Source organism: Nocardiopsis sp. LDBS0036, assembly GCF_041228755.1.
GTDB lineage: Bacteria > Actinomycetota > Actinomycetes > Streptosporangiales > Streptosporangiaceae > Nocardiopsis > Nocardiopsis dassonvillei.
Window position 1 is genome coordinate 2,492,182 of record NZ_CP141103.1, and the last position, 25,432, is coordinate 2,517,613.

The window sequence follows — 25,432 nt, forward strand, 5'->3', positions numbered from 1 at the left end:
GACGCCGCCCGGGCGGGAGATGGTGCCGGGTTCCCGGCCCGGAGGGGCGGCCCCCGTACGCGGGCCGCCCCTCCGGCGTGACCGGCGGGTGCGCTCCCCGGCGCGCGGCTCCGCTGAGCCGGGGGCTCCTACGTCGCGAGGTGCGACCGCGTCTTCGGGCGTGTCCGGCTCAGCGCAGGTCGGCGAGGTAGGCGCGCACCCCCCGCCAGGCGGGGTGGGCGGGGTCGATGACCGCGAAGTGGTCGGCTCCGACCGGCTCGTGGTGGTCCACGGTGTCCCCCGCGGCGCGCGCGGCGGCCACGTAGACGCGGCTGTGGTCGACCGGGACGCGCTGGTCGGCGTCCCCGTGTACGACGAGTTGGGGCACCCCCAGCGGCACGCGCAGCAGCGGCGAGCTGGCGGCGTACACCCGCGCGGAGGGGGCGGGGCCCAGGAACGGCTCCACCGCTCCCTCGCCCAGTCCCTCCCGTGCGCAGCGCTCGGGGTCGGTGACCGGCGCGAGGGCGACCACGGCGCGCACGGGCGTGCGGGGGTGGAGCGCGTTGAGCAGGGCCAGGTGCCCGCCCGCCGAGTGGCCGACGGACACCGTGCGGGACAGGTCGTAGCGGCCGGGCTCGCGGGCCGCGGTCTCGGCGAGGGCCGCCAGGGCGCGGTCGACGTCGTCGAGCGTCTGCGGCCAGCCGCCCCCGTCGTCGCCGGTGCGGCGGTACTCCACGTTCCACACCGCCCACCCGGCGGCGGCCAGGTCGCGGGCCAGCGGATCCATGAGCCCGGCGTCGAGCCCGTCCCGCCACCAGCCGCCGTGCAGCAGGGCGGCGACGGGCGCGGGCGCGCCGCCCTCCGGTTCCCACAGGTGCGCGATCTGGCTGGGGTGCTCTCCGTAGGACACGGTGGTGGGCACGCGTCGCTCCTCGTCGTCGGGATGGCCTCCCGCGGACGGTAACAGCCCTCTCCCCACCTCCCCCACCGCGCGTCCCCACGATGCGCTCCGGCGGGGTCGCGGGGCCCCTGGCACACGGCAGCGCCGACGGCGGGGCCGTCGGCGCTGTCGGGCGTCCTGGCGTGACCGGAGAGCGGGTCCTAGAAGGCGGGACCGGCGGCCATGGCCTCGTCGATGGTCGTGGAGCGGGCCTCCTCGACCTCCTCGACCAGGTCGTCCTCGTGCGCCTCGAACTCCTCGACCACGGCGGCGGAGAAGCTGCGCAGGGCGATCTCCTCGGTGAGGATGTCGCCGCGGACGCGGTTGTTCTCACCGATCTGGGCGGTCGGGCTGTTGGCGGAGGTGGACAGGTCACCGCCGACGATGTTGTTGTCGATGTAGACGCCGCCGCTGACGCCGGTGACGCTCAGGTCGCCGTCGACGTAGTTGACGGAGGAGCAGAAGCCCTCCTGCTCCCCGGCGCCGACCGCGACCGGACCCGTGCCGCCGCTGTAGGTGGCCGCGCCGATCACCTCGCTGTCGCAGAGGATGCCGCCGCTGGCGGGGTTGTTGACGGTCAGGGCGCCGCGCACCACGGAGTCGTAGATGTCGGCGTACTCGACACCGTCGGCCTTGACGGCGCCGCCGATGCGCGAGCCGGAGACGTAGACGGCGCCGACCTCGGCGTTGATGCTGTGGACGGAGGAGTCCACCACGTAGGCGAAGCCGTCGGTGTTGCCGCCGTCGACCGGGACGGCGCGCAGGGCGGCACCCGTGGAGCTGTTCTCCAGGTAGGTGCCGTAGGAGCCGCGGTTGACCACGCGGTCGCCGACGGAGGTCTCCTGGGAGTCGAAGTAGGCGTCCTGCTGGACGGTCACCTTCCCCTCGATCTCACCGCCGATGATGTGCAGGTTGGCACCCTGGCGCACGGTGACGTCGCCCTGGATGACCGTGCCGTCCAGGAAGCAGCTCTTGCCGGCGGGGACCGCGAGGTCCGTGGGCAGGGTGATGGCACCGCCGTGGCCCGAGCAGAGGGTGACCAGGTCAGCCTGGGCGGGGGAGGCCATCAGCGTGACACCACCGACGGCCAGGGCGGTCGTGGCGATGGCAGCGACCTTGCTCCGGAGCTTCATTCGGGGGATTCCTTTCGTTGTGACCGTGGGGGGGCGACACTCCGAGCGATGCGGAGGCGCGCCGTGAGACACCACAGTGAAATTACCGACCAGCCGTCCCTTTGGGAATACGTGCTAGACGAAGATTCGCTTCTGTCCAGGTTTCCAGCGGGAAAACGCTCCAGATGCCAACGGTCCCCCGAACCCCGAAAGTGACTCTCGGTCGCACAACGGACACACGCGTCAGGCCGGCCCCGTGGCGTGTGGTCCTTTGCGGCCCGGGGCCGCCGCCCCGAGGGCGGCCCCGGCGCGCGCGGCTACTTGAGGTGGCCGTCCCCGGTGACCACGTACTTGGTGGAGGTCATCTCGGTCAGCCCCATCGGGCCTCTGGCGTGCAGCTTCTGGGTGGAGATGCCGATCTCCGCGCCGAAGCCGAACTCGCCGCCGTCGGTGAACCTGGTGGAGGCGTTGACCATGACCGCCGCGGAGTCCACCCGGGAGACGAAGTACCGGGAGGCCTTCAGCGAGTCGGTGACGATGGCCTCGGTGTGCTGGGTGGAGTACCTGCGGATGTGGGCCAGCGCCTCGTCGATGGTGGGCACCACCCGCACGGCCAGGTCCATGGACAGGTACTCGGTCGCCCAGTCCTCCTCCGTGGCCTCGACCACCCGGGCCCCGGTCGGGTGGGCGGCGGCGGCCTCCAGCACCCGGGGGTCGCCGTGCACGGTCACGCCGCTCTCGCCGAGGGCCCGCAGCACGCGTGGCAGGAACTCCTCGGCCACGGCCTCGTGCACCAGCAGGGTCTCGGCGGAGTTGCACACCGAGCAGCGCTGCGCCTTGGCGTTGGTGGTGATGGCCACGGCCTTGTCGAGGTCGGCGTCGGCGTCCACGTAGACGTGGCACAGGCCCTCGCCGGTCTCGATGACCGGCACGGTGGAGTCGCGCACCACGGCCTGGATGAGGGAGCCCCCGCCGCGCGGGATGAGCACGTCCACCAGGCCGCGCGCCCGCATGAGCGCGGTGGAGGACTCACGGGTGCGGCCGGGCACCATCTGGACGGCGTCCACCGGGACCCCGGTGCCCTCCAGGGCGTCCCGCAGGACCCCGACGATGGCGGTGTTGGAGGAGTAGGCCGAGGAGGAGCCGCGCAGCAGGGCGGCGTTGCCGCTCTTGAGGCACAGGGCGGCGGCGTCCACGGTGACGTTGGGGCGGCCCTCGTAGATGATGCCGATGACACCGAGCGGCACCCGGATCTGGCGCAGGTCCAGGCCGTTGGGCAGCACGGATCCGCGCACGGACTCGCCCACCGGATCGGGGAGCTCGACGATCTCGCGGACGGCCTCGGCGATGGCCTCGATCCGCTGCGGGGTGAGGGTGAGCCGGTCGACCATGGCCGGGCTGGTGCCGTCCTCGCGGGCCCGCGCCACGTCCTCGGCGTTGGCCGCGGTGATCTCGTCGGACCGCTTGACCAGGGCGTCGGCGATCGCCAGCAGCGCGGCGTCCTTGACCGCCCGGCTGAGCGGGGCGAGGTCGGCCGCCGCGTCCCTGGCCCGCCCGGCTACCGCGTGGACCTCGCGCTCGATGTCACTCATGGTGCTCTCTCTTGGTTGGGAGGCCATCCCGGCGTACCCGCCCTGCGGCGTCGAAGGGTCTCAGGGGCATGCGCCGGGGTGAACGCTTTCAGCGTATAGCGCGGCCCCGCCGGACGGAGGTTGTCCACAGGGCGGAGTCGGGCGCGCACGGCCGGGCCGTCCGGTCCGGCCCGCCACCTCGGCGTCCACCGGACGGACGCTGGTACCCCAACCCGGACCGGTCACCGGGCGTGACGTCCCACAGGCCGCACGTGAGGAAGGTCATATAACGCGGGAGACAAGGGCCCGTCTCAGGGGAACGCCCCCGACGACGGACGATAACGAAAGGTGTCGACGCGGTCACACGGCCCCGGAGAGCGCCTCGGATATCGTCGCATTCTCTCGAATGGACGCATTCCGAAGGCAGCTGCGGCCCGCCCCGCCGACGACTGGACGACGAAGTCCAGGGAACTTCTGGTCACTTCGGATTCATGGCTATGCAGCAGTACGAACTACCGTGATCGGCCGCATTTGAGTACACCAGGAACGCGAGTGCGAGAATGACAACGAATTTCGGTCCGCGAACGAGCCTCGGCGGGGCTCCGTCCACGGCAGGGGCACTGGCCCGGCTGTCCAGGATTCCGGTGCTGCGGGAGAAGTACCTCCGCCACGTCTCCGGGGCCTCCGCGCCGGAGCTGTCCGACCTCCCCACGCTCGACAGGGACGAACTGGGCCGGGCGATCGACACCCTGGTGCGCACCGACCCGTCCGCCCTGACCCGCGCCTCCCTGAACGTCATGGGGGGCACCCGGTCGACCATGCGCCTGGGGGCGGTCCCGGCGGACCTGTACCTGGACGAGATCGCGCCGCACGTGCGCCCCTTCGAACAGGGCGACCTGTTCACCACCCTCGGCACCCCGTTCCACATGCGGGCCTGCCAGGAGCTGCACAACGGACTCGCCGCCAGGGCCGGGGTGCCCACACTCTCCATGGACGCGCCGACCGACCAGATGATCGACGCCTACCTCGACCTGTTCGAGCGCCACGGGGTCAACGCCCTGGGCACCACCCTCGACACCTTCCGGAGCCTGCTCCGTTACTGCGCCGCGTCCGGCCGGGACCTCGGGTTCCTGCGCAAGGTGCTGTGGAGCGGTCCGGCCATGGACGCCGCCACCCGAGCGCTGATCCGGACACACTTTCCCCACCTGCGCACATGGGCGCTCTTCGGCTCGGCGGAGACCTGGATCATCGGGCACAGCGGCCCGGACTGCGCCAACGACACCCTCCACCCGCTCCCCCACCAGTACACGGAGATCGTCGACGGGCGCATGCTGGTGACCGTCACACACGAGAAGGCGGTCGTCCCGCTGCTGCGCTACGAGACCGGGGTCGCGGCCGAATGGACGGCCTGCCCCTGCGGCCTGCCCGGTCCCGCGGTGCGCACCCACAGCCGCATAGACGCCCCGATGGGGCCGCTCAGCCGCGTGGTCTCCCCCCTCGACCTCGTGCCGCTGGCCCTGCGGCTCGACTCGGTGGAGGCGGCCCAGGTCGTCCTGGTCGATCCCCACACCGAGGACGAACGGCTCCACCTGCGGGTCCGGCTGCGCCCGGAGACCAGGTCCGAGCTCTACACCGGCGAGTGGATCCGGCAGCACGTGCTGTCCGAGTCGCTGGGGCTGTCCGAGGTGACGGAGGAGGCTCCGGAGTCCTTCGAGGTCATCGTCTCCCGGCACATGCTGCGGGAACTCCCGGACGGGTCGGCCCCCGAGTTCCTGGTGCGCGAGGGGGGACGCCTCCGAATCCAATCGATATCGAGTCAGGGTCAGGGTTCTTATGGTACCTTCTCGGCATAGGTTCAGGAGGGCGGGTCGCACGCGCCGTATGCGGCGCCCAGGTCACACCCCCGGGTAGCACCTCCCTGAGTCGCGTCGAGCACGACCACCGAGCACAGGAGTGCGCATGCGGACTGTTCCGCTGACCACCGACGGCCCCACCGTGTCCGCCCAGGGGCTGGGCTGCATGGGGATGAGCGAGTTCTACGGCCCGGGAGACGAGGCCGACTCCCTCGCGACCCTGCACCACGCCCTGGACCTGGGCGTCGGCTTCCTCGACACCGCGGACATGTACGGGCACGGGGCCAACGAGGAGCTGGTGGGCAAGGTCGTCCGGGAACGGCGGGAGGAGGTCGTCCTCGCCACCAAGTTCGGGATCGTCCGCGACCGCGGGACCGGCGCCCGCAGCCACCGCGGGGACGCGGAGTACGTCCACGCGGCCTGCGACGCCAGCCTCTCCCGCCTGGGCGTCGAGACGATCGACCTCTACTACATGCACCGGCGCGACACCTCGGTCCCCGTCGAGGAGACGGTCGGGGCCATGGCCGAGCTGGTCGCCCAGGGCAAGGTGCGCCACCTGGGGCTGTCCGAGGTGAGCGCCGACGAACTGCGCGCCGCCCACGCCGTGCACCCGATCGCCGCCGTGCAGACGGAGTGGTCGCTGTGGAGCCGCGACGTGGAGGAGTCCGTGGTGGGCGAGTGCGCGCGGCTCGGCGTGGGCTTCGTCCCCTACTCCCCGCTGGGGCGCGGCTTCCTCACCGGGGCCCTCCCTCCGGTGGAGGAGCTGTCCGCCGACGACTTCCGCCGCGGCAAGCCGCGCTTCTCCGGCGAGAACGCCGTGCGCAACCAGGATCTGCTCGCCATCGTGCGGCGGGTGGCCGAGGCGCACGGCGCGACCCCGGGCCAGGTCGCCCTGGCGTGGGTCCACGCCCAGGCCGAGCGCTGGGGCCTGCCCGTCGTCCCCATCCCGGGAACCAAGAGGCGCGAACGCCTGGAGGAGAACGTGGGCGGCGCGGACCTGGTCCTCTCCCCGGAGGACCTCGCCGAACTCGACACCATCGCCGACGCCACCGCGGGCGCGCGGTACTGACCCTCCCCCGAGCCGGGGTGGAGCGGACGGCTCCCGGCGCCGGCCTGACGACCGGCCGACGAGCACGGAGGGACAGGCGCTCTGAGATACGATTCCCAGATGACCCAGCTTCCCATGGACCAGCGGATCGGTCATCACCTGAAGCGCGCCGAGCAGGAGCTGATCTCCGCGAAGCACGCTGTTCTGAGGCAGTTCAACCTCTCGGTCCCCCAGTACACGGTCCTGCTCGTGCTCTCGGAGGAGCCCGGGGCCTCAGGTGCGATCCTGGCCCGCAGGTGCCTGGTGACCCCCCAGACGATGTCCTCGGTCCTCGCGACCCTGAGCAGGCGCGAACTGATCGAGCGCAAGCCCCACCCGTTGCACTCCCACATCCTGGAGACGAGGCTCTCCCCCAGCGGACAGGACCTGCTCGCCAAGGCGGACGAGGCCGCGATCCGGGTGGAGATGCGGCTGAGCGAGGCGTTCAGCAGCGAGGAGGAGGGTGAGTTCGTCCGCTTCCTCAGCCGGTGCGCGGAGGTCTCCGCGGAGACCCGCACCGAACTGGCGGACCTGGGCGAGGAGTGACCCCGGTCCGGGCGGGCGCCCCGGCGTCACCGCGCGGGGAGCCGGACGGGGCCCCGCCCCGCCGCTCCGTGGGCGCCCGCCTCCCGCGCCCTCCCGGAGAGGCGCTCGCAGGGGCGCTCCCCCAGGCGTCCTGAAAGGCACCCGGACAGGCGTCCCGGGAAAGGCTTCCGGAAGAGGCCGCGCCCCCGCGGTCGGGGCGCCGACCGTTCACGCACGTCCCGGGATGGAGCGTGCACGGCCCCGGGGACCGGACACGCCCCGCCCCGCCTCCCGGGCCGGGAGGGGTCACGCGGGAACGTGGACCGGAGTCGTCCCCGCGGAGCGGACCGAACGGACCACGGAGGCCGCCCTCGCGGCCACGGGACTCCACCGCACGAGGGCCAGCCCGACGCTCATGCCGCCGCCGAACCCCGCGAGCAGGACGAGGTCGTCCCGTTCGAGCAGCCCGGCGCGGTGCACCGTGTCCAGGGCGACGGGCACCGATCCCGAACCCGTGTTGCCATGGGTCTGCACGGTCAGGTGGAGGTGGGCGTTGTCCAGGCCCAGCGACGGCCAGACGTCCTCGAGCATGGCGCCGTTGGCCTGGTGGGGCACGAAGTGGCGGATCTCCTCCCGGTCCACGCCCAGGCCGTCGAGCATCCGGTGGACCGCCTCGGGCAGCCGCCGGGTGACGTACTCGCGCACGCCGCGGCCCTCCATCGTGAAGAAGTGCCCGCCCTGTCCCAGGGTCTCCGCGGAGGCGGGCAGGCGCGAGCCCCCGGCCGGAACCCTGATCAGGTGGTGGTGGTCCCCGTCGGTGAGCAGCTGCGTCCCCACGACGCCGCCGCGGTCGTGCGCGGGCCCCAGCAGGACCGCGCCCGCGCCGTCGCCGAACAGGACCGCCGTCCTGCGGTCGCCGTAGTCGAGGATCCGGGAGTAGATGTCCGCGCCGATGACCAGCGCGTAGGCCTCCCCGTGCGGCCGCAGCAGGTGCTCGGCCACGGAGAGGGCGTAGACGAAGCCGCTGCACACGGCGTTGACGTCGAACGCCGCCGCGGACCGCGCGCCGAGCAGGTGCTGGGTGATGCTGGCCGTCGCGGGCTGGGGGTGGTCCGGGGTGGACGTGGCGACGATGACGTAGGCCAGGCGGTCCGCGGACACGCCCGCCTGTGCCAGGGCCCGTCGGCCGGCCGCCGCGGCGAGGTCGGAGGTGGCCTGGTCGGGGGCGGCGCGTCGGCGCTCGCGGATCCCCGTCTTGCGGCGGATCCACTCGTCTGTGACACCGGCGGTGCGGGCGATCGGCTCGTTGCCGACCACTTCGTCCGGCAGGTACGAGCCCGTACCGAGGATGGCGATGGTCATCGTGCTGTCTCCTTCTTGCTGGGCTGCGGGGAGGGGAGGGCCCGGGAGCGTCGCCGCACCGCGCGGAGGCGCTCCCGACCCGGCGTCACGCGTTCACCGACGGGAGGCGCGGGGCTCCCTCCGCCGCGCCGGGGCCCGGGCGGCCGGAGCGGACGCGTTCCCATCCGTTGGCCTCGGCGTGCGCGGTGAGCGTCGCGTCCTCGCCGACGGCGACCGGGACTCCCACGGCCGACAGCAGGGCGAGGTCGCTGGAGTGGTCTCCGTAGGCGGTGCACGAGGACAGGGGTACGCCTCTCACCGCCGCGGCGGCCCTGGCGGCGGTCTCCTTCGTCGCGCCGATCATGGGGACGAGGACCTCACCGGTCAGGTGCCCGCCGCGGACGACCGGCCGTGTGCCCAGTGCCCAGTGGGCTCCGGCCTCCTCCGCGATCGGGTCCAGGCAGGCGAAGAAGGAGCCCGAGAGCAGGACGACCAGGTCGCCCTCGGCCCGGTGGCGGCGCAGGCGCTCCAGCACCGGCGTGTGCCAGAAGCCCGGCACGCGCGCGGCCTCGGAGAACCACGCCCGCCCCTCGGCGCGCAGCCCCTCGACGGACTCGCCCGCCATGATGCGGTAGTAGAGGCGGTTGACGTCCTGGCGGGGCACGCCCCGGGCCGCCGCCGCCCTGAGGTGGGCCACGGCCCGTTCGTAGGAGCCGGGCGGCCTGGAGCCGTTCCCGAGGTGGAACTCCAGGAACGAGAACATGCTCTTCGGTCCGATGAGCGTCTCGTCCACGTCGAAGAACGCGATGCCGCGCCCCCGGGGCCCCGGGGTGTGCGCTCCGTTCGCGAGGGTCATGGCTTCTCCTGTCGTAGGGGTCGGTACGGTCCGCTTCACGCGGGGAGGCGGACCAGGCCGACCTCGATCCGGCAGATCGACGCGCCCCTCTGGAGCACGTCCACCTCGACGGAGGTCGGGGCGGGTTCGGGGCCGCCGGTGGGCGCGAGGAACTCCACGATTCCGCCCTGCGTGTAGTAGACGCCCTCCTCCTCGGACCCCTCCGCCCCCGCCGGAGCGGTGACGGCCCGCAACTCGGTCCGGGGCTCCAGTTCGCCGAAGCTGGTGAAGGTGGCGGTGATCTCGGTGGGGTAGGCCTTGGCCGGCGAGGTGCCCCGGACCTCCAGGAGCGTGTTCAGGGCCAGTTGGCGCCCGGCCTCGATCAGGACCATGCCCGGCAGGTGGTCCTGGGCGTGGTCGAACAGGCTCGGGTGCTGGGGCAGCACGCGCAGGGAGGCCGACACGGTGTCCCCGGCCCCCGCGAGCCCGGTCAGGACCACGTTGTCGCCGTTCGACCGGCCGACGAGGTAGGGGGCGGGGAGCTCCCCGCCGACGGTGAAGTCGAAGGTCTCCGTGGAGGGGACCGGCTCGCCGGAGCGGTTGCGCAGGCGCAGCGCCTCGTAGCTCGCCGGGGACTTGAACCGCAGGCCGACGACGGCGTTGCCGACCTCCGTGCCGTCGACGAAGAGCCGGAACCTGGCGTCGTAGCCGACGACGCGTCCTTCCTTGACCCTCTTGTCCCCGACGGAGCAGAGCATGCGGAGGGCGCACGGAGCCGTCCCCACCGTCATCAGTTCGGGGCGCGTGATGGTGATGCCCAGGGTGGTGAGCACGAACTTGTGGTCGAAGGGGACGCCGTAGTGGGTGTGCGCGATGGCCAGCCCCACCTGTCGGCATGCTTCGAGCAGCAGCACGGGGTCGTGGCGGCGGGGGCGGAGCAGGTGGTCGCCGTAGTAGGCGTGTGAACGGGGGAGCTGGGCGGCGGCCGCGTGGGCGTCCCCTCCGAGGGGCTGGGTGTCGGTGACGAAGACCTCCGCCAACGACTCCCGGTGGACGACGGTGCGGTCAACGGTCCGCTCGTAGTCCAGGGCCGGACCCTCCGTGCCTGCGGTCACGGTGTCGGTGGCGCCGTTGAGGAGGTGGTGCACGGGCATCTGCATGGTCTGTCTCACATTCCTCGGGCTTGTGGTCCTGATGTGGGGGCCGCGGGCGGAGAGCGTCTCCCCGCGGTGCGTCGGTACGGCGGGTCGGAGGCCGGGGTCCGGGGTCCGGGAGGGGCTGTCGGTGGTGGACGGTGGAGGGGAGCCGGGGCGGAGGGCCCGCGAGGACCCCGCCTAGCGGAGCTCGCGTTCCCTGACGACGAGGAACGTGACCACCGCGCCGGCCAGGGCGAGGAGCGCCAGCCCCAGGAACGTGGTGTGCATCGCGGAGGTGAGGCTGGCCGAGACGGCGTCCAGCGCGGTCGAGCGGTCCGCCTCGGCGAACTGGCCCAGCGCCGTTTCCAGTCGGCCCTGGGTGGCCTCACCCGCCAGGGTCCGCTCCTGCTCGGGGTCGGCGAAGGGGAGGTCGAGCGTGTTCAGGGACAGGGTCGCCAGCACGGACCCGGCTCCGGCGATCGCCACGCTCTCCCCGGTGATGCGCATGGTGTTGAAGATGCCCGAGGCCATCCCGGCCCGCTCGACCTCCACGGAGCTGAGCGCCGCGTTGTCCATGACGCCGAAGGCGCTTCCCACCCCCGTGCCGAACAGGGCCAGGGGAGCGGCGAGCGCCGTCCAGTGCTGGCCCGGCTGGAGGGTCATCAACCACAGGGAGCCGCCCGCGATGAGCAGGGAGCTGGTGGCGAGCATGACCCGCAGGGGGAGCCTGGCGGCGAGCTGCCCGGCCAGCATCGGCAGGGCGAGCACCGGCAGGGTCAGGGGCAGGAGCAGGGCCCCGGCCTCGGCGGCGCCGAACCCGCCGACGCCCTGGAAGAAGGGCGGCAGGTAGACGAGCAGGACCACGAAGCCGAAGGTGATGGTGAAGGGCTGGCAGACGACCACGACGAACGTGGGCCGCTTGAACAGCGAGAGGTCGAACATCGGGCGCCGGACCCGTGACTCCACCACGACGAAGGCGGCGAGGAAGACGAGGAACCCGACCGCCGACCCGATCGCGCTCAGGCTGAGCCAACCCGCCTCGGCGCCCTGGACGAAGGCGAGGGAGAGCAGGAACAGGCTGGTGCTGAAGGTCATGACGCCGCCCCAGTCCACCGAGGTGGAACCGGGGTCGCTCGACTCACGGATCGAGCGGACCAGGAGCAGGACGACGGCGGCGAACGCGAGGTTCATCAGGAACACCATGCGCCAGTCCAGGAAGTTGACCATCAGCCCGGCGACGAAGGGCCCCATGGCCAGTCCGAAGCCGAAGGAGGTCCCCAGGAGGCCGAAGGCCCGGGCCCGGGCCGCTCCCCGGAAGGAGTCGGCGAGGATCGCCGATCCGCTGGTCATGATGCCCGCGGCGCCGATGCCCTGGACCGCGCGGGCGACGTCGATGACGAGGATGTTGGAGGAGAGGCCGATCACCGTGGCCATCGCGGTGAAAACGACGAGGCCGATGACGAGGACCCGGCGCCTGCCGAAGCGGTCGGCGAGTCCGCCGGCGGCGAGCATGAACGCCGCGAAGGTGACGTTGTAGGCGTTCTGGACCCACTGGGCCTCGCCGACGCTGGCGTTCAGGTCGGCCGCGAGCTGGGTGAGCGCCACGGCCGGAGCGGTGACGGCGAGCGGCAGCATCACGCTGGACAGGGCGACGGCGACGAGTGTGGCCACCGCCTGTCCCCTGGTCAACGGGGCGGGAGCACTCCGCGCGCCCTGCCGATCCGTGGCTTCTATCGCCATTCCCCTACCCCTTAATTCGCTTCCTTATAGCCATCCATTCGTGGATGAGCATAAGGTGTCTTATGTCCATCGTCAATCTTATAGAACTGGCCACGCGCGCGGTGGGCGGACCCGGGACACCCGCCGCAACCTGTTCGATCGGAGCTCCCCGAAATGCAGTTGACCAGCGACGACACCGCTTCCACCCGCGCACACAGCACCCCCTCCGACGTCCTCGTGGTCGGTGCCGGGCCCGTGGGCCTGACCGCCGCGTGCGAGCTCCTGAGACGAGGAGTACGTGTACGGCTCATCGACCGCGCCGAGTCCGCCTCCCCCTTCCCCAAGGCCCTGCTGCTCTGGCCGCGCACCCTCGACCTGCTGGACGACCTGGGCGCCCTGGAATCCACCCGGCGGGCGGGTATCGACATCCGCAGGTTCCGCTACTACTCCTCCGGCGACCCGCTGGCCACGTTCACGTTCCCCGAGCACCTGGCTCCGGTGTGCCTGCCCCAGAACGAGACCGAGCGCGTGCTCACCGAGCGGCTGCACGCGCTCGGCGGGCGCATCGAACGGGGGGTGCGGCTGCTCGCCCTCGACGGGCTGGACTTCTCCGGCGACATCACCGCGACCGAGGGGGTGACCGCGATCCTCGAACACTCCGACGGGACCGTCGAGCGCTACCACGCGCCCTTCCTCATCGGCGCGGACGGTGCGGGCAGCGCGGTGCGCGCCCAGATCGGCACCGGCTTCGTCGGCAGCACCTACGAGTCGGCGTTCGCCCTCGTGGACTGCCACATCGAGGGGGAGCTGCCCGTCGACGAGGCGCTCTACTACCAGTCGCCCCGGGGCGCCCTGGTGATCGTCGCCCTGCCCGACGGCGTCTTCCGGTTCTTCGCCAGCCTTCCGCCCGGGGAGAAGGCGGGGGTGGACCTGCTCCAGCGGATCACGGACGAGCAGGGCCCGGGAGGGGTCCGGCTGGTCGACCCGGTGTGGGAGTCCGTGTTCCGCGTGCACCGGCGGCACGCCGACGACTTCCAGCGGGGCCGCGTCTTCCTCGCCGGGGACGCGGCGCACGTGCACAGCCCGGCCGGGGGCCAGGGCCTCAACACCGGGATGCAGGACGCGCAGAACCTGGCCTGGAAGCTGGCCGCGGTGACACGGGGCGAGGCAGGACCGGAACTGCTCTCCACCTACGGCCCCGAACGCAAGGACGTGGCGCGGCAGGTGGTGCGCGACACCGACATCCAAACACGCGGTTGGATGCTCCAGCACCCCGTGCAGACGGCGGGCCGGGACGCGGCCTTCCGCGTCCTGGAACCGGTCATGGAACGCGGATACCTGCCCGTCATGGCGGGTTACCGGTTCCGCTACACACCCGCTCGCCTCACCCAGGAGCCCACCTGGCCCTCCCTGTGCCGGGTGACCGGACGGCTGGCGGGCGCCGTCCGCACCGGCCACGCCCTCCCCCGCTCCCTCGCCGTGGACCTGGGCGTCGCCGGGCACGGGGAGGCCGGGAGCGGGCAGGGGGTCCGCGGGTGGACGCTCGCCGTCACACCCGGCCGGGGACGCACCCGCGACGGGGAGCCGTTCTCCGCGCTCGTCGCCGACCGGCCCCAGGTACGGACGGTGGCGCTGAGCGCCGACCAGGCCTCGGAGCACCGGCTGTGCTCGGCACCGGGCTACCACCTGGTCCGACCGGACGGCTACGTCGCCGCCCACGGGCACGCGCGGGACCACGCCCGCCTGAGGGTGGAACTGGCCGTGCACCTGGGGGCGGCGGACGGTCGGCGACACGCGCCCGGGGCCGCCGGGCAGGCCGCGCCGAGCCGCGCCTGAGAGCCTCCTCCACGCGGAGCCCCGGCGGTGCCGACGGCACTCGGCACCGCCGGGGCTCCGGCGCGGACCGGGGCCCACCGGCGGGACCGCCGAAGCGACACGGTCGCACCGGGCCCTCTCCCCGCGCACGCCGGGCCGCGTCCCGGCGCCTCCCGCGGCCTCCGCCTTCACCCCGCACGGCGGCCAGGAGCGGTGAGCAAGGTCACTCGACCGCATCCGGCCACCGGGGGAACACGCTCCGAGGCGTCTCCCAACAAGTACACATGACCTGCGGTGATCACACGCTTACCAGCAGGGGAAATCTTCACCATGTTCCTCGGTGGGGGAATCTGATTTACTGTCCAACGGCCCCGAACCTGCCATGCCGCCAACGAAGGCATTTCCCCGAGAAGAATTAACGGGAATTCCACATTCATTAACGTCACCGCAGCCGCCCCGGCGGGATGAACGAAATCCCTGACACCCAGAGATGCGAGCACGAGAATGACGATGAATATCGGAGGAAAAGTGGAGGGGCCGCTCTCCCTGGCCCACGCGTTACAGCGCCTGGCGAGGATCCCGTCCATGCGGCGCAAGTACGGCCGTTACCTCGTGCTGGGGCGCAGGCCCCGCCTGGTGGACCTGCCTCCCCTCACCCGTGAGGAGCTCGGCGAGGCCGTCGACACGATGATGCGGGAGTCCCCGGCCGAACTCTCCCGGGCCTCGCTCCACCTCATGGGGGGAACGACGTCCACGAGCCGGTTGGGCGCGCTCCCCTCCGACCTCCACGTGGACGAGATCGCCCCGCACCTTCAGCCCTTCGCACCGGGGGACCTGGTCGCGAGCCTGAGCACCCCGTTCCACATGCGCGCGTCGCACGACCTGCACAACGCGCTCGCCGCACGGGCCGGCGTCCCCACCCTGTCGCTCGACGCCCCGACGGACCAGATGATCGAGCCGTGCCTCGACCTCTTCGAGCGGCACGGGGTGAGCGCCCTCGCCGCCACCCTGGACACCGTCCAGCGCGTCCTGCGCTTCTGCGCCGCGTCCGGACGGCGCCTGGACTTCCTGCGCAAGGTGCTCTGGAGTGGACCGGCGATGGACGCGGGGACGCGCTCGCTGATCCGCACGCACTTCCCCCACCTGCGCACATGGGCGCTGTTCGGCTCCGCGGAGACCTGGATCATCGGGCACAGCGGACCCGACTGCGCGATCGACACCTTCCACCCGCTCCCCTACCAGCACACCGAGGTCGTCAACGGGCGCATGCTCGTGACCGTCACGCACAGGAAGGCGGTCGTCCCCCTGTTGCGCTACGACACCGGCACCGGGGCCGAGTGGACGTCGTGCACCTGCGAGCTGCCCGGCCGGCCCCTGCGGACCAACAGCCGCATAGACGCGCCCTACGGTCCGCTCAGCAGTCTGGTGTCCCCCGCCGACCTGGCGTCGCTCGCCCTCCAACTCGACTCGGTGGAAGCCGCCCAGGTGGTCCTGATCCGTCCGCACACCGAGAACGAGCGGCTGCGCCTGCGGGTCCGGCTCCGCCCCGGGACGGAGCCGGACCTGTACACCGTCGAGTGGATCCGGCACCACGTGGTGTCGGGCTGCCTGGCCCTGGCGGAGGTCATCGAGGAGGCCCCCGAGACCTTCGAGGTGACCCTCTCCCGGCGGCTGCTGGACCAGTCCTCGGACGGCTCGGCGCCGACGATGGTGGTCCGCACCGCCTCCCGGGGCCGCTGCTCCGCGTAACCCGTTCCCGCCACCCGGCCCCGCACAGGGCCGGGCGGGAATTCACCGGCGCGGCGCGAGCGCGGCTCCCGCGAAATACGGCGGGACGCGGGCTGTCACGTCGAGGAACAATTCCCTCCGTTCCCCGGGCGGGCGCGGCGGTCCGGAGGACGGGGCGCACTCCGTTACACACAACGGGTTCGGGGAACGGCGGAAAACGCCGTGCCGGCTCCGGACACACCCCAAACGCTCCGGCCCTTCCGGCCTCCCCGCCGGAGAACGACACCTCCCGGCACGGGCACGAGCCTGCGCGCCGGCCCGACCGCGTGTCCGCCCGGTCACCTTCCGCGGCGAGGCCGCCGGTCCGCGTCCGCCCTGAAAACAAGACATCGCATGGGGCGCAGGCTTCACTTTTGCATAAGAGATCGTATACTCATTCCAGATCGAACGGACAGCAGACCTGGAAGAGGAACACTGCGATGTGCGGACCCCACGTGATCCACAAGGCCCGGAAGACGTTCATGACCGCATCGGGGCACGCCCCGGAAACGCCGGGGGGCACGATCACGGCGGAGCGGTCGGCGCCGCCCGCGCGCCCGGCCGGCGCGGGCCTGGGCCGCAGGCGCATGCTGACCGGTTCGGCGGCCGTCGGCGCCGTGCTCACCGGGATCGGCGCCCTCGGAGGGCCGGTGGAGTCCGCCCACGCCCAGACCATCGCCGGGATCAGCCCGTCGCGGCTGACGGTCACCGACCTCACCCACGTCCTCCACAACGACTTCCCGATCTACCGGCCCTACATCCTCGACCCGAACATCTTCCAGTTCGCCTCGATCGAGGAGGACGGCTTCAACGCGCTCAAGCTGGAGATCGACGAGCACACCGGGACCCACTTCGACGCGCCGTGGCACTTCAACGACAGCGCTGACGCACTGCACACCCACGAGGTGGACCCGCGCGACCTGGTCTGTCCGCTCGTCGTCGTCCGCATCGCCGACCGCGCCGCGAGGCACTACGACGCCCAGGTCACCGTGGCGGACCTGCGCCGGTGGGAAAGGCGCCACGGCCGCATCCCCCGGGGCGCCCTGGTCGCCATGGACTCCGGATGGAGCGCGCGGGTACTCCAGAGCGAGGAGGCGATGCTCAACCGCGACAGCGACGGCGTCGCCCACTTCCCCGGGTTCGACATCGAGGCGATCGACTGGCTGCTGAGCGCGCGGGACATCGCCGGGATCGCCGTGGACACCCCGAGCTTCGACTACGGGCCCGACTCCGCCTCCAACCCCGAGGCGCACGTGTTCCTCCTCGGAGAGAACAAGTACGCCGTCGAGATGGTCGCCCACCTGGAGAGGGCTCCCGAGAGCGGCGCTATGGCGATCGTCGGCGTCGCCAACATCCGGGGCGGTTCCGGCGGCCCCGTACGCCTGTTGGCCCTCTCCTGAGGCGACGGGGGCCGCGGGGCCCCGGCGGCGGTCCTGCGCCCCGGGGCCCGACCGCCCTTCCGGTGGAGACCCGGCCGTCCCCGGGCCCCCGGACGGGCGACCGCCCTCCGCCGCTCAGCTCCACCCGTAGCGGGCCCGCAGGACGTCGGCGACCATCCAGAACAGCTCCTCGTCCATGACGGCCGCCTCCCGGCGGATGTCGTCCTCGTCGAACTCGAAGAGCCGGTCCACCCGCACGTAGGAGTCGCGCTGTTCCCGGTCCCAGGGGCCCGAGCCGACGGGCAGCCAGTCCTGGCGCTCCCACGCGTCGGGGCGCCGGGAGGACAGCATCAGCCCGTGCAGCCGCCCGCCCCGGCGGCCGACCACCAGCAGCGGGCGGTCCTTGCCCCGCCCCGGGTCCTCCTCGTAGGGGACCCACGTCCACACGATCTCGCCCGCGTCGGCGAGTCCGTCGCGCTCGGGCGCGTAGACGAGCCTGGTGGCGCTGGCGGCGGTGGGGATCTCGCGGACCTCGCCCCGGTGGGGGTGGTCCTCGCTTCGGCGCGTCGTTCGTTCGCTCACGCCCGCATCCTAGGGCCTCCGCCCCGCCCCGGAGGTCTCACAGGTCCTGGACGGTGCCGATGATCCGCGCCCGTGCCCGGCTGCCCTCGGGAACCGGGACCAGCGGGTAGACGTGGAAGGCCCCCTCCTCCTCGTGCAGGTCCACCTCTCCCCCGGCCCGCGCGACGAGCGAGCGCAGGCGCCGGGTGTCGGGCAGGAACACGTCGCGGGTGCCGATGTAGAGGTCCATGGGCGGCAGGCCGGAGAGCACGCCGTTGACGGGGCTGAGCCGGGGCAGGGACAGGTCGTCGCCGTCCGCCCACACCTTGGCGGCCTCCTTGAGGCCGACCGGGCTGAGCCAGGGGTCCCGGCCCTCCACCTCGGCGATGTCGGGGTTGGACATGGTCAGGTCCGTCCACGGGGAGACCAGGATGAGCCGCGCGGGCTGGGGCAGGCCCTCCCCGGGCAGCGTCTGCGCGAGGGCGAGCGCCAGCCCGGCCCCGGCCGAGTCCCCGGCGAACACCGTGCGCTCCGGCGCGACGTGCTCCAGCAGGTCGCGGTACACGGTGTGGAGGAAGCCGAACGCCTCGCGGTAGGTGTGCTGGGGCGCCAGCCCGTAGATGGGCACCTCCACCCGGCAGCCCACGTCCGCCATGCGCGAGATCAGCACCCAGTGCCAGGGGGAGATCTCGCTGATGTAGGAGCCCCCGTGCACGTACAGGACGGCCTTGTCGGGGTCCTCCTCCCGGTCCCGGGCGAGGACCGTGTAGCTCGCGAAGCCCCCGACCTCCCGCCGGGTGGTCTCGTGGCGCTTGGCGACCCAGTGCGGCGGCTCGGGGTCGTCCTTGGCCTCGTCGATGCGCTCGCGCGCGCCCTCGACGGTCTCCATGGGGCGCTTGCGCGCCACCCGGAACGCCACCGCGAGCATTCTCGCCACCAGGCTAGGCATGGGTGTCTCCACTCTCCTCGGGGGTGTCCCCGACATTGCCACAGAGGTGTCGCGGCGGTCCGGGTACGTGGTCTAGAGCACGACCAGGTCGTCCCGGTGCACCAGCTCGCGCTCGTAGGAGGGGCCCATCTCGCGGGCCAGCCACCGCGTGGACCTGCCCATCAGGTCGGGCACCTCGGCGGCGTCGTAGTTGACCAGTCCGCGGGCGACGACGGCGCCGTCCTCGTCGCACAGGTCCACCGGGTCGCCCGCGTTGAAGTCGCCGGTCACCCTCACCACACCGGCCGGGAGCAGGGACGCCTTCTCCCGTACCACCGCCGTGACCGCGCCGGGGTCCAGGACCAGGCTGCCCCGGCCCGCCGTGGCGTGCGCCAGCCACAGCTGGCGGGCCGAAGGGCGCCGTCCCCGCGCCGGGGCGAACAAGGTGCCCGCGGGCCCGCCCTCCAGGGCCGTGCGGGCGTTCGCGGCGGAGGTGAGCAGGGTGTGCACTCCCGCCTCCGTGGCGATCCGCGCCGACGCCACCTTGGTGACCATCCCGCCGGTGCCCACGCCCCGCCCGCCCGCGCTGCCGATGTCGATCCCGTCCAGGTCCGCCGGGCCGCGCACGAGGCTGACCACCGACGACCCCGGAGCGGAGGGGTTGCCGTCGTACAGGGCGTCCACGTCCGAGAGCAGCACCAGCGCGTCGGCGCGCATCAGGTGCGCCACCAGGGCCGCTAGGCGGTCGTTGTCGCCGAACCGCAGCTCGTGCGTGGCCACGGTGTCGTTCTCGTTGACGATGGGCAGGGCGCCGATGTCCAGCAGGCGGCGCAGCGTGCGTTGGGCGTTGCGGTGCTGCACCCTCCGCATCATGTCCTCGACCGTGAGCAGGACCTGCGCCGCGGTGAGGCCGTGCCCGGCCAGCTCGGCCGTGTACGCGGCCAGCAGCAGCCCCTGGCCCACGCTGGCGGCGGCCTGCTGGGAGGCCAGGTCACGGGGCCTGCGGGCCATGCCGAGCGGGGTCATCCCGGCCGCGACCGCCCCGGAGGAGACCAGGATGACCTCCTGGCCCGCGGCGCGGCGGTCCGCCAGCACCCGGACCAGGTCGCGGATGCGGCAGGAGTCGATCCGGCCGTCGGGTGTGGTCAGGGAGGACGATCCCACCTTGACCACGACCCGGCGCGCGGCGGCCACCGCCGCGCGCCCGGAGGCCTCCAGGGAGTCGGTCTGTTCGATTCCTGCGCTGTGCACCGTGTGGGGCTTTCCATCCAGTGGCGCGGCACCGGGCGCCGCGCTCGTGCCTGTCGGCCGGGCCGTCGGTCCCCGCGCGGGTCAGCCCAGCCGGGCGTCGGATCCGCGCGGGCCGGACGGGACGACCTCGGCGTCCGTGGAGGGGTCCCAGTCGAAGACCACGGAGTCCTCCTCGGTGCCGATGTGCACCTCGGCGCCCTCGGTGGCGCCCGCCTTGGCCAGCTGCTCCTCGATGCCGAGGCGGTTGAGGCGCTCGGCGAGGTAGCCGACGGCCTCGTCGTTGGAGAAGTCGGTCTGGCGCACCCAGCGGGCGGGCTTGTCGCCGCGCACCTGGAAGGCGTTGCCGCCCAGCGGCACCACCTGGAAGGGCGCGTCACCGATGGCCTGGGGACGGATCACGACCCGGGTGGGCTCCGCGGGCGGTGCGGCCTCGCGGGCCGCGGCCACCTGCTCGCCCAGGGCGAAGGACAGTTCGCGCAGCCCTTCGCGGGAGGCCGCGGAGACCTCCAGGACGCGGTAGCCGCGCTCGACCAGCATCGGGGTGACCAGCTCGGCGAGCTCGCGGGCCTCGGGGACGTCCACCTTGTTCAGGGCGACCAGGCGCGGCCGGTCGGACAGGTCCACTCCGGTGCTGCGGCCGTAGGCGGACAGCTCCGCCTCCAGTGCCTCCAGGTCGCTGACCGGGTCGCGGCCCTGCTCGTAGGTGGCGCAGTCCAGCACGTGCAGGAGGGTGGAGCAGCGCTCGATGTGGCGCAGGAACTCCAGGCCCAGCCCCTTGCCGTCGCTGGCTCCGGGGATGAGGCCGGGCACGTCGGCGATGACGTACTGGACGTTGCCCGCCTCCACCACGCCCAGGTTGGGCACCAGGGTGGTGAACGGGTAGTCGGCGATCTTGGGCCGGGCCGCGGACATGGCGGCGATCAGGGACGACTTGCCCGCGCTGGGGAAGCCCACCAGGCCGACGTCGGCGATGGTCTTCATCTCCAGGCGCACGTCGAAGCCCTGGCCCTCCTCGCCCTTGAGGGCGAAGCCGGGGGCCTTGCGCCGCTTGGTGGCCAGCGCGGCGTTGCCCAGGCCGCCGTGGCCGCCCTCGGCGAGCACCAGCCGGGTGCCGTGGCCGACCAGGTCGGCGACGACCTCGCCGTCCATACGGCTGACCACGGTGCCGTCGGGCACCTTGAGGACGAGGTCCTCGCCCTTGGCCCCGGCGCGGTGGCCGCCCTGGCCGGGCGTGCCGTTGCCGGCGGTGCGGTGCGGGCGGCGCTGGTAGTCCAGCAGGGTCGCGGTCTGGGTGTCGACCTCCAGCACGACGTCCCCGCCGTGGCCGCCGTTGCCGCCGTCCGGACCGCCCAGCGGCTTGAACTTCTCCCGGTGCACGGAGGCACAGCCATGCCCGCCGTTCCCGGCCTTGACGTGCAAGACCGCCTCGTCGACGAAGTCAGGCATAGCTCTCCCCGTTACTCTCCGGCCCCCGAGCGGGGCCTGGACACACACGCGTCATCCAGTGACAACGCAAGGGGCGGGCCAGTGTTCCCTGGCCCGCCCTGTACAACGTCCGCGCGCGTGCCTACTCGGCGGCGACGGGAACGATGTTGACGGCCTTGCGGCCGCGGAAGTTGCCGAACTTGACCTCGCCGGCGACCAGCGCGAACAGCGTGTCGTCTCCACCGCGGCCGACGTTGGCGCCGGGGTGGAACTTGGTGCCGCGCTGACGGATCAGGATCTCACCAGCCGAGACGCTCTGGCCGCCGAAGCGCTTGACGCCGAGGCGCTTGGCGTTCGAGTCACGACCGTTACGGCTGGACGAAGCGCCCTTCTTGTGTGCCATATCTTCCAGGCCTCCTACTTCGCCGCGATGCCGGTGACGCGCACCTGGGTGTGCTTCTGGCGGTGACCCTGGCGCTTCTTGTAACCGGTCTTGTTCTTGTACTTCAGGATGTTGATCTTGGGGCCCTTGGTCTCACCGAGGACCTCGGCGCTGACCGTGTAGCCGCTCAGCTTGTCGACGTCGCTGATGACGTTGTCACCGTCGACGACGAGGATGGGCTGCCATGTGATGGTGGCGCCGGTCTCGTCGGAGACCTTGTCGATGTTCAGGACGTCATCGACAGACACCTTCTCCTGTCGGCCGCCCGCTCGCACGATCGCGTACACCGGGTAACTCTCTTCCTGCTCGCTCAACGAATAATGCTCGGGACCATCCCCGAGGCATGAGCCCGGGGTCCGGGTCCGACCGCACCTGTGCCCAGATCGGCCGGGAGGCCCATCCCCGTGTGGGCGGGGAGGTGCCTCGTTCCACGATCCACTGATCGCCTGTAGCGGGGCGCGGGGATCCGAGGGAAACAAACCCTGCGTGGAGAGCACTTCGGTGTCGGGGCGCGCGAGTGTGGTGGCATAGCGCGCCGACGCACCGTCCCTCAGATTACCATCGGCCCGCCACGGGCCTGTACACGTGCCGTGGTCCGGACCGGGCTGGTGCCGGTCCGGACCACGGCGGGGCTACCGCCCCTGACTCAGCCCGCGTCCACGGCGGTCGGCGGGGTGGCCGCCGCCCTGGTGCGCCGGGTGCGGCGACGCTTGGGCCGCTCGGCGGCCTCGTCGTCACCGGCCTCGGCGGGCGTCTCGGCGGCGGTCGCGTCCGCCTCGGCGGGGGCGCTCTCACCGCCCGCGGCCTCGGCCTCACCGGTGTCGGCCGCCCCGCGGGCGGTACGACGGGTGGTGCGCCGGGCGCGGGTCTTCTTGGCCGGGGCCTCCTCGGGGGCTTCCGCGGCCTGCTCGGGCTGCGCGGCCTCAGGAGCCTCCTCCGTGGCGGTGATCTCCTCCTGCTCCTCCGCGGCGGCCTCGGCCTTGCGGGAGCGGGAGGCCCGCTTACGGGTCTTCTTGGCGGGCTCGGAGGCCGGGGCCTCGGCCGTCTGCGGGGCCTCGGGTGCCTCCTCGGTCCGCGCCGCGTCCGCCTCGGCGGACTCGTCGGAGTCAGCGCCCGCCTTCTCGGCCTTCTCCGGCCCGTCGGCCCCGTCGGCCTTCTCGGAGGACGGCTTCTGGGCCTTCTCCGGCTTCTCGGCCGCCTGGTCGGGCTCGCCCTTGCCCTTCTTCTTCTTGCGGCCGTTGCCGCTGCCGCCGCCCTTGCTCTCGACCGGGTCGCTGGCGACCACCAGGCCGCGGCCGTTGCAGTGCTCGCAGCTGTGCGAGAAGGCCTCCAGCAGGCCCTGGCCGACCCGCTTGCGGGTCATCTGGACCAGCCCCAGCGAGGTCACCTCGGCCACCTGGTGCTTGGTGCGGTCGCGCGAGAGGCACTCCAGCATGCGCCGCAGCACCAGGTCGCGGTTGGACTCCAGGACCATGTCGATGAAGTCGATGACGATGATGCCGCCGATGTCGCGCAACCGGAGCTGGCGGACGATCTCCTCGGCCGCCTCCAGGTTGTTCTTGGTGACCGTCTCCTCCAGGTTGCCGCCCTGACCGGTGAACTTGCCGGTGTTGACGTCGACCACGGTCATGGCCTCGGTGCGGTCGATGACCAGCGATCCGCCGCTGGGCAGCCAGACCTTGCGCTCCAGGGCCTTGTTGATCTGCTCGTCGACGCGGTAGGCGGCGAAGACGTCGCGGTCCTCGTTCCAGTGCGAGAGGCGCTCGGAGAGGTTGGGGGCCACGTAGTCCACGTACTCGCGGACGGTGGTCCAGGCCTCCTCACCGGACACGACGAGGCTGGAGAAGTCCTCGTTGAACACGTCGCGCACGACCCGCACCGTCAGGTCGGGCTCGCTGTTGAGCAGCGAGGGGGCGTTGGCCGACTTGGACTTGCGCTTGATGGAGTCCCACTGCTTGGCGAGACGGGTGATGTCGCGCTCCAGCTCCTCCTCGCTGGCCCCCTCGGCGGCCGTGCGCACGATGACGCCCGCGCCGGAGGGCATGACCTTCTTGAGGATCTGCTTGAGGCGCGCGCGCTCCTTGTCGGGGAGCTTGCGGCTGATGCCAGTCATCGAACCGCCGGGCACGTACACGAGGTAGCGGCCGGGCAGGCTGATCTGGCTGGTCAGGCGGGCGCCCTTGTGGCCGACGGGGTCCTTGGTGACCTGCACCAGGACCGACTGGCCGGACTTGAGCACCGACTCGATGCGCTTGGGCTGGCCGTCCAGGCCGAAGGAGTCCCAGTTGACCTCGCCCGCGTACAGGACGGCGTTGCGGCCCTTGCCGATGTCGACGAACGCGGCCTCCATCGAGGGCAGCACGTTCTGCACCCGGCCCAGGTACACGTTGCCCACGTAGGAGCGGTGCGTGGCCCGGTCGACGTAGTGCTCGACGAGGATGTCGTCCTCGAGGACGGCGATCTGGGTGCGGTCCTCGACGCGGCGCACCACCAGGTCCCGCTTGACCGACTCCCGCCGCGCCAGGAACTCCGACTCGGTGACGATGGGGGCGCGGCGGCGGCCCTGCTCACGGCCCTCGCGGCGGCGCTGCTTCTTGGCCTCCAGCCGGGTGGAGCCGCGGACCGCCTGGACCTCGTCCTCGATCGGCTTCTCCTGGCGGGGCTCGCGCACCCGGACCACGGTGTTGGGCGGGTCGTCCGGGGTGGCCTCGGGGCCCTCTCCCCCGCCGGAGCGGCGGCGACGGCGGCGCCGACGGCGGCTGCTGCGGTCGTCGGACTCGGCGGACTCGTCGGCCGCGCCGTCGTCCTCGCCCCGGTCCCTGTCGCCGTGCTGCTCCGCCTTGTCCTCGGCGGACTCGGGGGCCTCGGCGGACTCGTCCTCGTCCGCGCGGGAGCGGCCGCGTCCCCGGCCTCCGCGACGGCGGCGACGGCGGCTGGGGCGGTCGTCGTCCCCGTCGCCGGTCTCCTCCGCGACGGCGGCCTGGGCGGTCTCCTCCTCGGCCTCCTCGGACTCCTCCTCGGCCTCCGCCGGGGCGGTGCTGCGTGCGGGCACGGGGGCGGCGCTGGCCACCGGGGGCTGGAAGAGCAGGGAGGGGGCCTGGAAGACGTTGCCGCCGCCCGCCTCCACGGTCTCCTCGTCCTTGGCGGGCTCGTCGGCCGCCTCGGAGGGCGCGGGCCCGGCGGTCTCCGCGGCCGGGGCGGAGCGGGCGCGCGAACGGCCGCGGCTCCTGGCCGTGGAGGGGGCGGTGTCCTCCGAGGCGGAGGAGGCGCGCGAACGGCGCGGAGCGGCCTCCTCGTCAGCGGAGGCACGGGCCCGGCGCGGAGCGGTGCCCTCGTCGTCAGCGGAGGCGCGCGAACGGCGCGGGGCGGCGTCCTCGTCGGGACGGCCCGCGGCGCGCACGGTGCGCCTGCGCGAGGTGGTGGCCACCGAGGTCTTGACCGTGCCCCCCTCGCCGGAACCGGCGAGGGAGGTGACGGGCGCGGAGGGGGGGGTGAAGACGTCGTCGGGTTCGGGGGGTGGTCCGGCGGCGCGGCGGACGCCCTTGGCGGGCGCGGGCGTGGTCACGCGCACCTCACCGCCCCCCGTGGAGGGCGCCGCCGCCGTGTTGTTGGTTGTTTCAGTTGTACCCGCGGTGCCGTCGGCACCGTTGTTGGGCTCGTTGTCGAGCATCCGGGCGGTCTCCCGTCAGAGTCCTCGGGCGCGCCGCGACCTCTCGGTCGGCGGCGCGGCTCACGAGAACTGTCGTCGCTGTGTCAGCGCCGGCGG

At 72.7% G+C, this 25,432-nt stretch carries 20 protein-coding genes; 6 read left to right on the top strand and 14 right to left on the bottom strand.

What is annotated here, in order from left to right:
• Window positions 1-169: 169 nt before the first annotated feature.
• From UIS43_RS10465 to UIS43_RS10475, 3 genes are all read right to left on the bottom strand, one after another.
• Window positions 170-901 (bottom strand): S9 family peptidase, encoded by a 732-nt coding sequence (locus UIS43_RS10465; protein WP_071622524.1) that lies wholly within the window; start codon window positions 899-901, stop codon window positions 170-172.
• Window positions 902-1,080: 179 nt separating this feature from the next.
• Window positions 1,081-2,052, bottom strand: a complete 972-nt coding sequence (locus UIS43_RS10470) for a hypothetical protein (protein ID WP_071622525.1) — start codon at window positions 2,050-2,052, stop codon at window positions 1,081-1,083.
• 296 nt (window positions 2,053-2,348) lie between these two features.
• Entirely contained in the window at window positions 2,349-3,623 is a 1,275-nt protein-coding gene (locus UIS43_RS10475) for a glutamate-5-semialdehyde dehydrogenase (RefSeq protein ID WP_013154376.1), read from the bottom strand.
• Window positions 3,624-4,162: 539 nt separating this feature from the next.
• Between UIS43_RS10475 and UIS43_RS10480 the strand changes: the two genes are divergently transcribed.
• The 3 genes from UIS43_RS10480 to UIS43_RS10490 all read left to right on the top strand — a co-directional run bounded on the left by UIS43_RS10480 (window position 4,163) and on the right by UIS43_RS10490 (window position 7,088).
• Window positions 4,163-5,455: an AMP-dependent synthetase gene (locus UIS43_RS10480; protein WP_232051686.1), complete on the top strand. Its 1,293-nt coding sequence runs from the start codon at window positions 4,163-4,165 to the stop codon at window positions 5,453-5,455.
• Window positions 5,456-5,561: 106 nt separating this feature from the next.
• Window positions 5,562-6,524, top strand: a complete 963-nt coding sequence (locus UIS43_RS10485) for an aldo/keto reductase (protein WP_071622526.1) — start codon at window positions 5,562-5,564, stop codon at window positions 6,522-6,524.
• Between the two features lie 99 nt (window positions 6,525-6,623).
• Window positions 6,624-7,088 carry a MarR family winged helix-turn-helix transcriptional regulator gene (locus UIS43_RS10490; protein WP_013154379.1) on the top strand — a complete coding sequence of 155 codons (465 nt, stop codon included), beginning with the start codon at window positions 6,624-6,626 and terminating at the stop codon, window positions 7,086-7,088.
• Between the two features lie 285 nt (window positions 7,089-7,373).
• Here UIS43_RS10490 and UIS43_RS10495 read toward each other — a convergent pair whose 3' ends face one another.
• The 4 genes from UIS43_RS10495 to UIS43_RS10510 form a co-directional block, all read right to left on the bottom strand.
• Window positions 7,374-8,429: a 3-oxoacyl-ACP synthase III family protein gene (locus tag UIS43_RS10495; protein ID WP_013154380.1), complete on the bottom strand. Its 1,056-nt coding sequence runs from the start codon at window positions 8,427-8,429 to the stop codon at window positions 7,374-7,376.
• An 85-nt stretch (window positions 8,430-8,514) separates the two neighbouring features.
• Window positions 8,515-9,264, bottom strand: a complete 750-nt coding sequence (locus UIS43_RS10500; RefSeq protein ID WP_370013045.1) for an HAD family hydrolase — start codon at window positions 9,262-9,264, stop codon at window positions 8,515-8,517.
• Between the two features lie 35 nt (window positions 9,265-9,299).
• On the bottom strand, window positions 9,300-10,415 hold the full coding sequence (locus UIS43_RS10505; protein ID WP_370013047.1) for a ScbA/BarX family gamma-butyrolactone biosynthesis protein: 1,116 nt from the start codon (window positions 10,413-10,415) through the stop codon (window positions 9,300-9,302).
• A 162-nt stretch (window positions 10,416-10,577) separates the two neighbouring features.
• Complete coding sequence (locus tag UIS43_RS10510) at window positions 10,578-12,050, bottom strand: MFS transporter (protein ID WP_117199100.1); 1,473 nt, start codon at window positions 12,048-12,050, stop codon at window positions 10,578-10,580.
• Window positions 12,051-12,272: 222 nt separating this feature from the next.
• On the opposite strand from UIS43_RS10510, the gene UIS43_RS10515 reads away from it, so the two are divergent.
• The 3 genes from UIS43_RS10515 (at window position 12,273) to UIS43_RS10525 (ending at window position 17,080) form a co-directional block, all read left to right on the top strand.
• The gene (locus UIS43_RS10515) at window positions 12,273-13,934 is read left to right on the top strand and encodes an FAD-dependent monooxygenase (protein ID WP_013154384.1); all 1,662 of its coding nucleotides are present in this window, start codon (window positions 12,273-12,275) and stop codon (window positions 13,932-13,934) included.
• Window positions 13,935-14,417: 483 nt separating this feature from the next.
• Window positions 14,418-15,662, top strand: coding sequence for an AMP-dependent synthetase (locus tag UIS43_RS10520; protein WP_232051688.1), 1,245 nt, complete (start codon window positions 14,418-14,420; stop codon window positions 15,660-15,662).
• Between the two features lie 458 nt (window positions 15,663-16,120).
• Window positions 16,121-17,080, top strand: a complete 960-nt coding sequence (locus tag UIS43_RS10525) for a cyclase family protein (RefSeq protein ID WP_370013048.1) — start codon at window positions 16,121-16,123, stop codon at window positions 17,078-17,080.
• 114 nt (window positions 17,081-17,194) lie between these two features.
• On the opposite strand, the gene UIS43_RS10530 is transcribed toward UIS43_RS10525, so the two are convergent.
• The 7 genes from UIS43_RS10530 to UIS43_RS10560 form a co-directional block, all read right to left on the bottom strand.
• The gene (locus UIS43_RS10530) at window positions 17,195-17,641 is read right to left on the bottom strand and encodes a type II toxin-antitoxin system PemK/MazF family toxin (protein ID WP_013154387.1); all 447 of its coding nucleotides are present in this window, start codon (window positions 17,639-17,641) and stop codon (window positions 17,195-17,197) included.
• Between the two features lie 37 nt (window positions 17,642-17,678).
• On the bottom strand, window positions 17,679-18,569 hold the full coding sequence (locus UIS43_RS10535) for an alpha/beta hydrolase fold domain-containing protein (protein ID WP_013154388.1): 891 nt from the start codon (window positions 18,567-18,569) through the stop codon (window positions 17,679-17,681).
• 72 nt (window positions 18,570-18,641) lie between these two features.
• Window positions 18,642-19,799 carry a glutamate 5-kinase gene (gene proB, locus UIS43_RS10540; RefSeq protein ID WP_013154389.1) on the bottom strand — a complete coding sequence of 386 codons (1,158 nt, stop codon included), beginning with the start codon at window positions 19,797-19,799 and terminating at the stop codon, window positions 18,642-18,644.
• 81 nt (window positions 19,800-19,880) lie between these two features.
• The gene (obgE, locus tag UIS43_RS10545; RefSeq protein ID WP_013154390.1) at window positions 19,881-21,245 is read right to left on the bottom strand and encodes a GTPase ObgE; all 1,365 of its coding nucleotides are present in this window, start codon (window positions 21,243-21,245) and stop codon (window positions 19,881-19,883) included.
• Between the two features lie 121 nt (window positions 21,246-21,366).
• Complete coding sequence (gene rpmA / locus UIS43_RS10550) at window positions 21,367-21,627, bottom strand: 50S ribosomal protein L27 (RefSeq protein ID WP_019609598.1); 261 nt, start codon at window positions 21,625-21,627, stop codon at window positions 21,367-21,369.
• Window positions 21,628-21,641: 14 nt separating this feature from the next.
• A complete protein-coding gene (rplU, locus tag UIS43_RS10555; RefSeq protein ID WP_019609597.1) occupies window positions 21,642-21,953 on the bottom strand; it encodes a 50S ribosomal protein L21 in 312 nt (103 codons plus the stop codon).
• 359 nt (window positions 21,954-22,312) lie between these two features.
• Entirely contained in the window at window positions 22,313-25,336 is a 3,024-nt protein-coding gene (locus UIS43_RS10560) for an Rne/Rng family ribonuclease (protein ID WP_370013050.1), read from the bottom strand.
• Window positions 25,337-25,432: the final 96 nt, after the last annotated feature.

Excerpts from the sequence above, each read along its gene's own strand:
- UIS43_RS10495 (WP_013154380.1), bottom strand. The coding sequence starts at position 8,429 with ATGACCATCGCCATCCTCGGTACGGGCTCGTACCTGCCGGACGAAGTG.
- UIS43_RS10520 (WP_232051688.1), top strand. The coding sequence starts at position 14,418 with ATGACGATGAATATCGGAGGAAAAGTGGAGGGGCCGCTCTCCCTGGCC.
- UIS43_RS10560 (WP_370013050.1), bottom strand. The coding sequence starts at position 25,336 with ATGCTCGACAACGAGCCCAACAACGGTGCCGACGGCACCGCGGGTACA.
- UIS43_RS10535 (WP_013154388.1), bottom strand. The coding sequence starts at position 18,569 with ATGCCTAGCCTGGTGGCGAGAATGCTCGCGGTGGCGTTCCGGGTGGCG.
- UIS43_RS10475 (WP_013154376.1), bottom strand. The coding sequence starts at position 3,623 with ATGAGTGACATCGAGCGCGAGGTCCACGCGGTAGCCGGGCGGGCCAGG.
- UIS43_RS10500 (WP_370013045.1), bottom strand. The coding sequence starts at position 9,264 with ATGACCCTCGCGAACGGAGCGCACACCCCGGGGCCCCGGGGGCGCGGC.
- obgE (WP_013154390.1), bottom strand. The coding sequence starts at position 21,245 with ATGCCTGACTTCGTCGACGAGGCGGTCTTGCACGTCAAGGCCGGGAAC.
- rpmA (WP_019609598.1), bottom strand. The coding sequence starts at position 21,627 with ATGGCACACAAGAAGGGCGCTTCGTCCAGCCGTAACGGTCGTGACTCG.
- UIS43_RS10485 (WP_071622526.1), top strand. The coding sequence starts at position 5,562 with ATGCGGACTGTTCCGCTGACCACCGACGGCCCCACCGTGTCCGCCCAG.
- UIS43_RS10525 (WP_370013048.1), top strand. The coding sequence starts at position 16,121 with ATGTGCGGACCCCACGTGATCCACAAGGCCCGGAAGACGTTCATGACC.
- UIS43_RS10480 (WP_232051686.1), top strand. The coding sequence starts at position 4,163 with ATGACAACGAATTTCGGTCCGCGAACGAGCCTCGGCGGGGCTCCGTCC.
- UIS43_RS10470 (WP_071622525.1), bottom strand. The coding sequence starts at position 2,052 with ATGAAGCTCCGGAGCAAGGTCGCTGCCATCGCCACGACCGCCCTGGCC.
- UIS43_RS10490 (WP_013154379.1), top strand. The coding sequence starts at position 6,624 with ATGACCCAGCTTCCCATGGACCAGCGGATCGGTCATCACCTGAAGCGC.
- UIS43_RS10515 (WP_013154384.1), top strand. The coding sequence starts at position 12,273 with ATGCAGTTGACCAGCGACGACACCGCTTCCACCCGCGCACACAGCACC.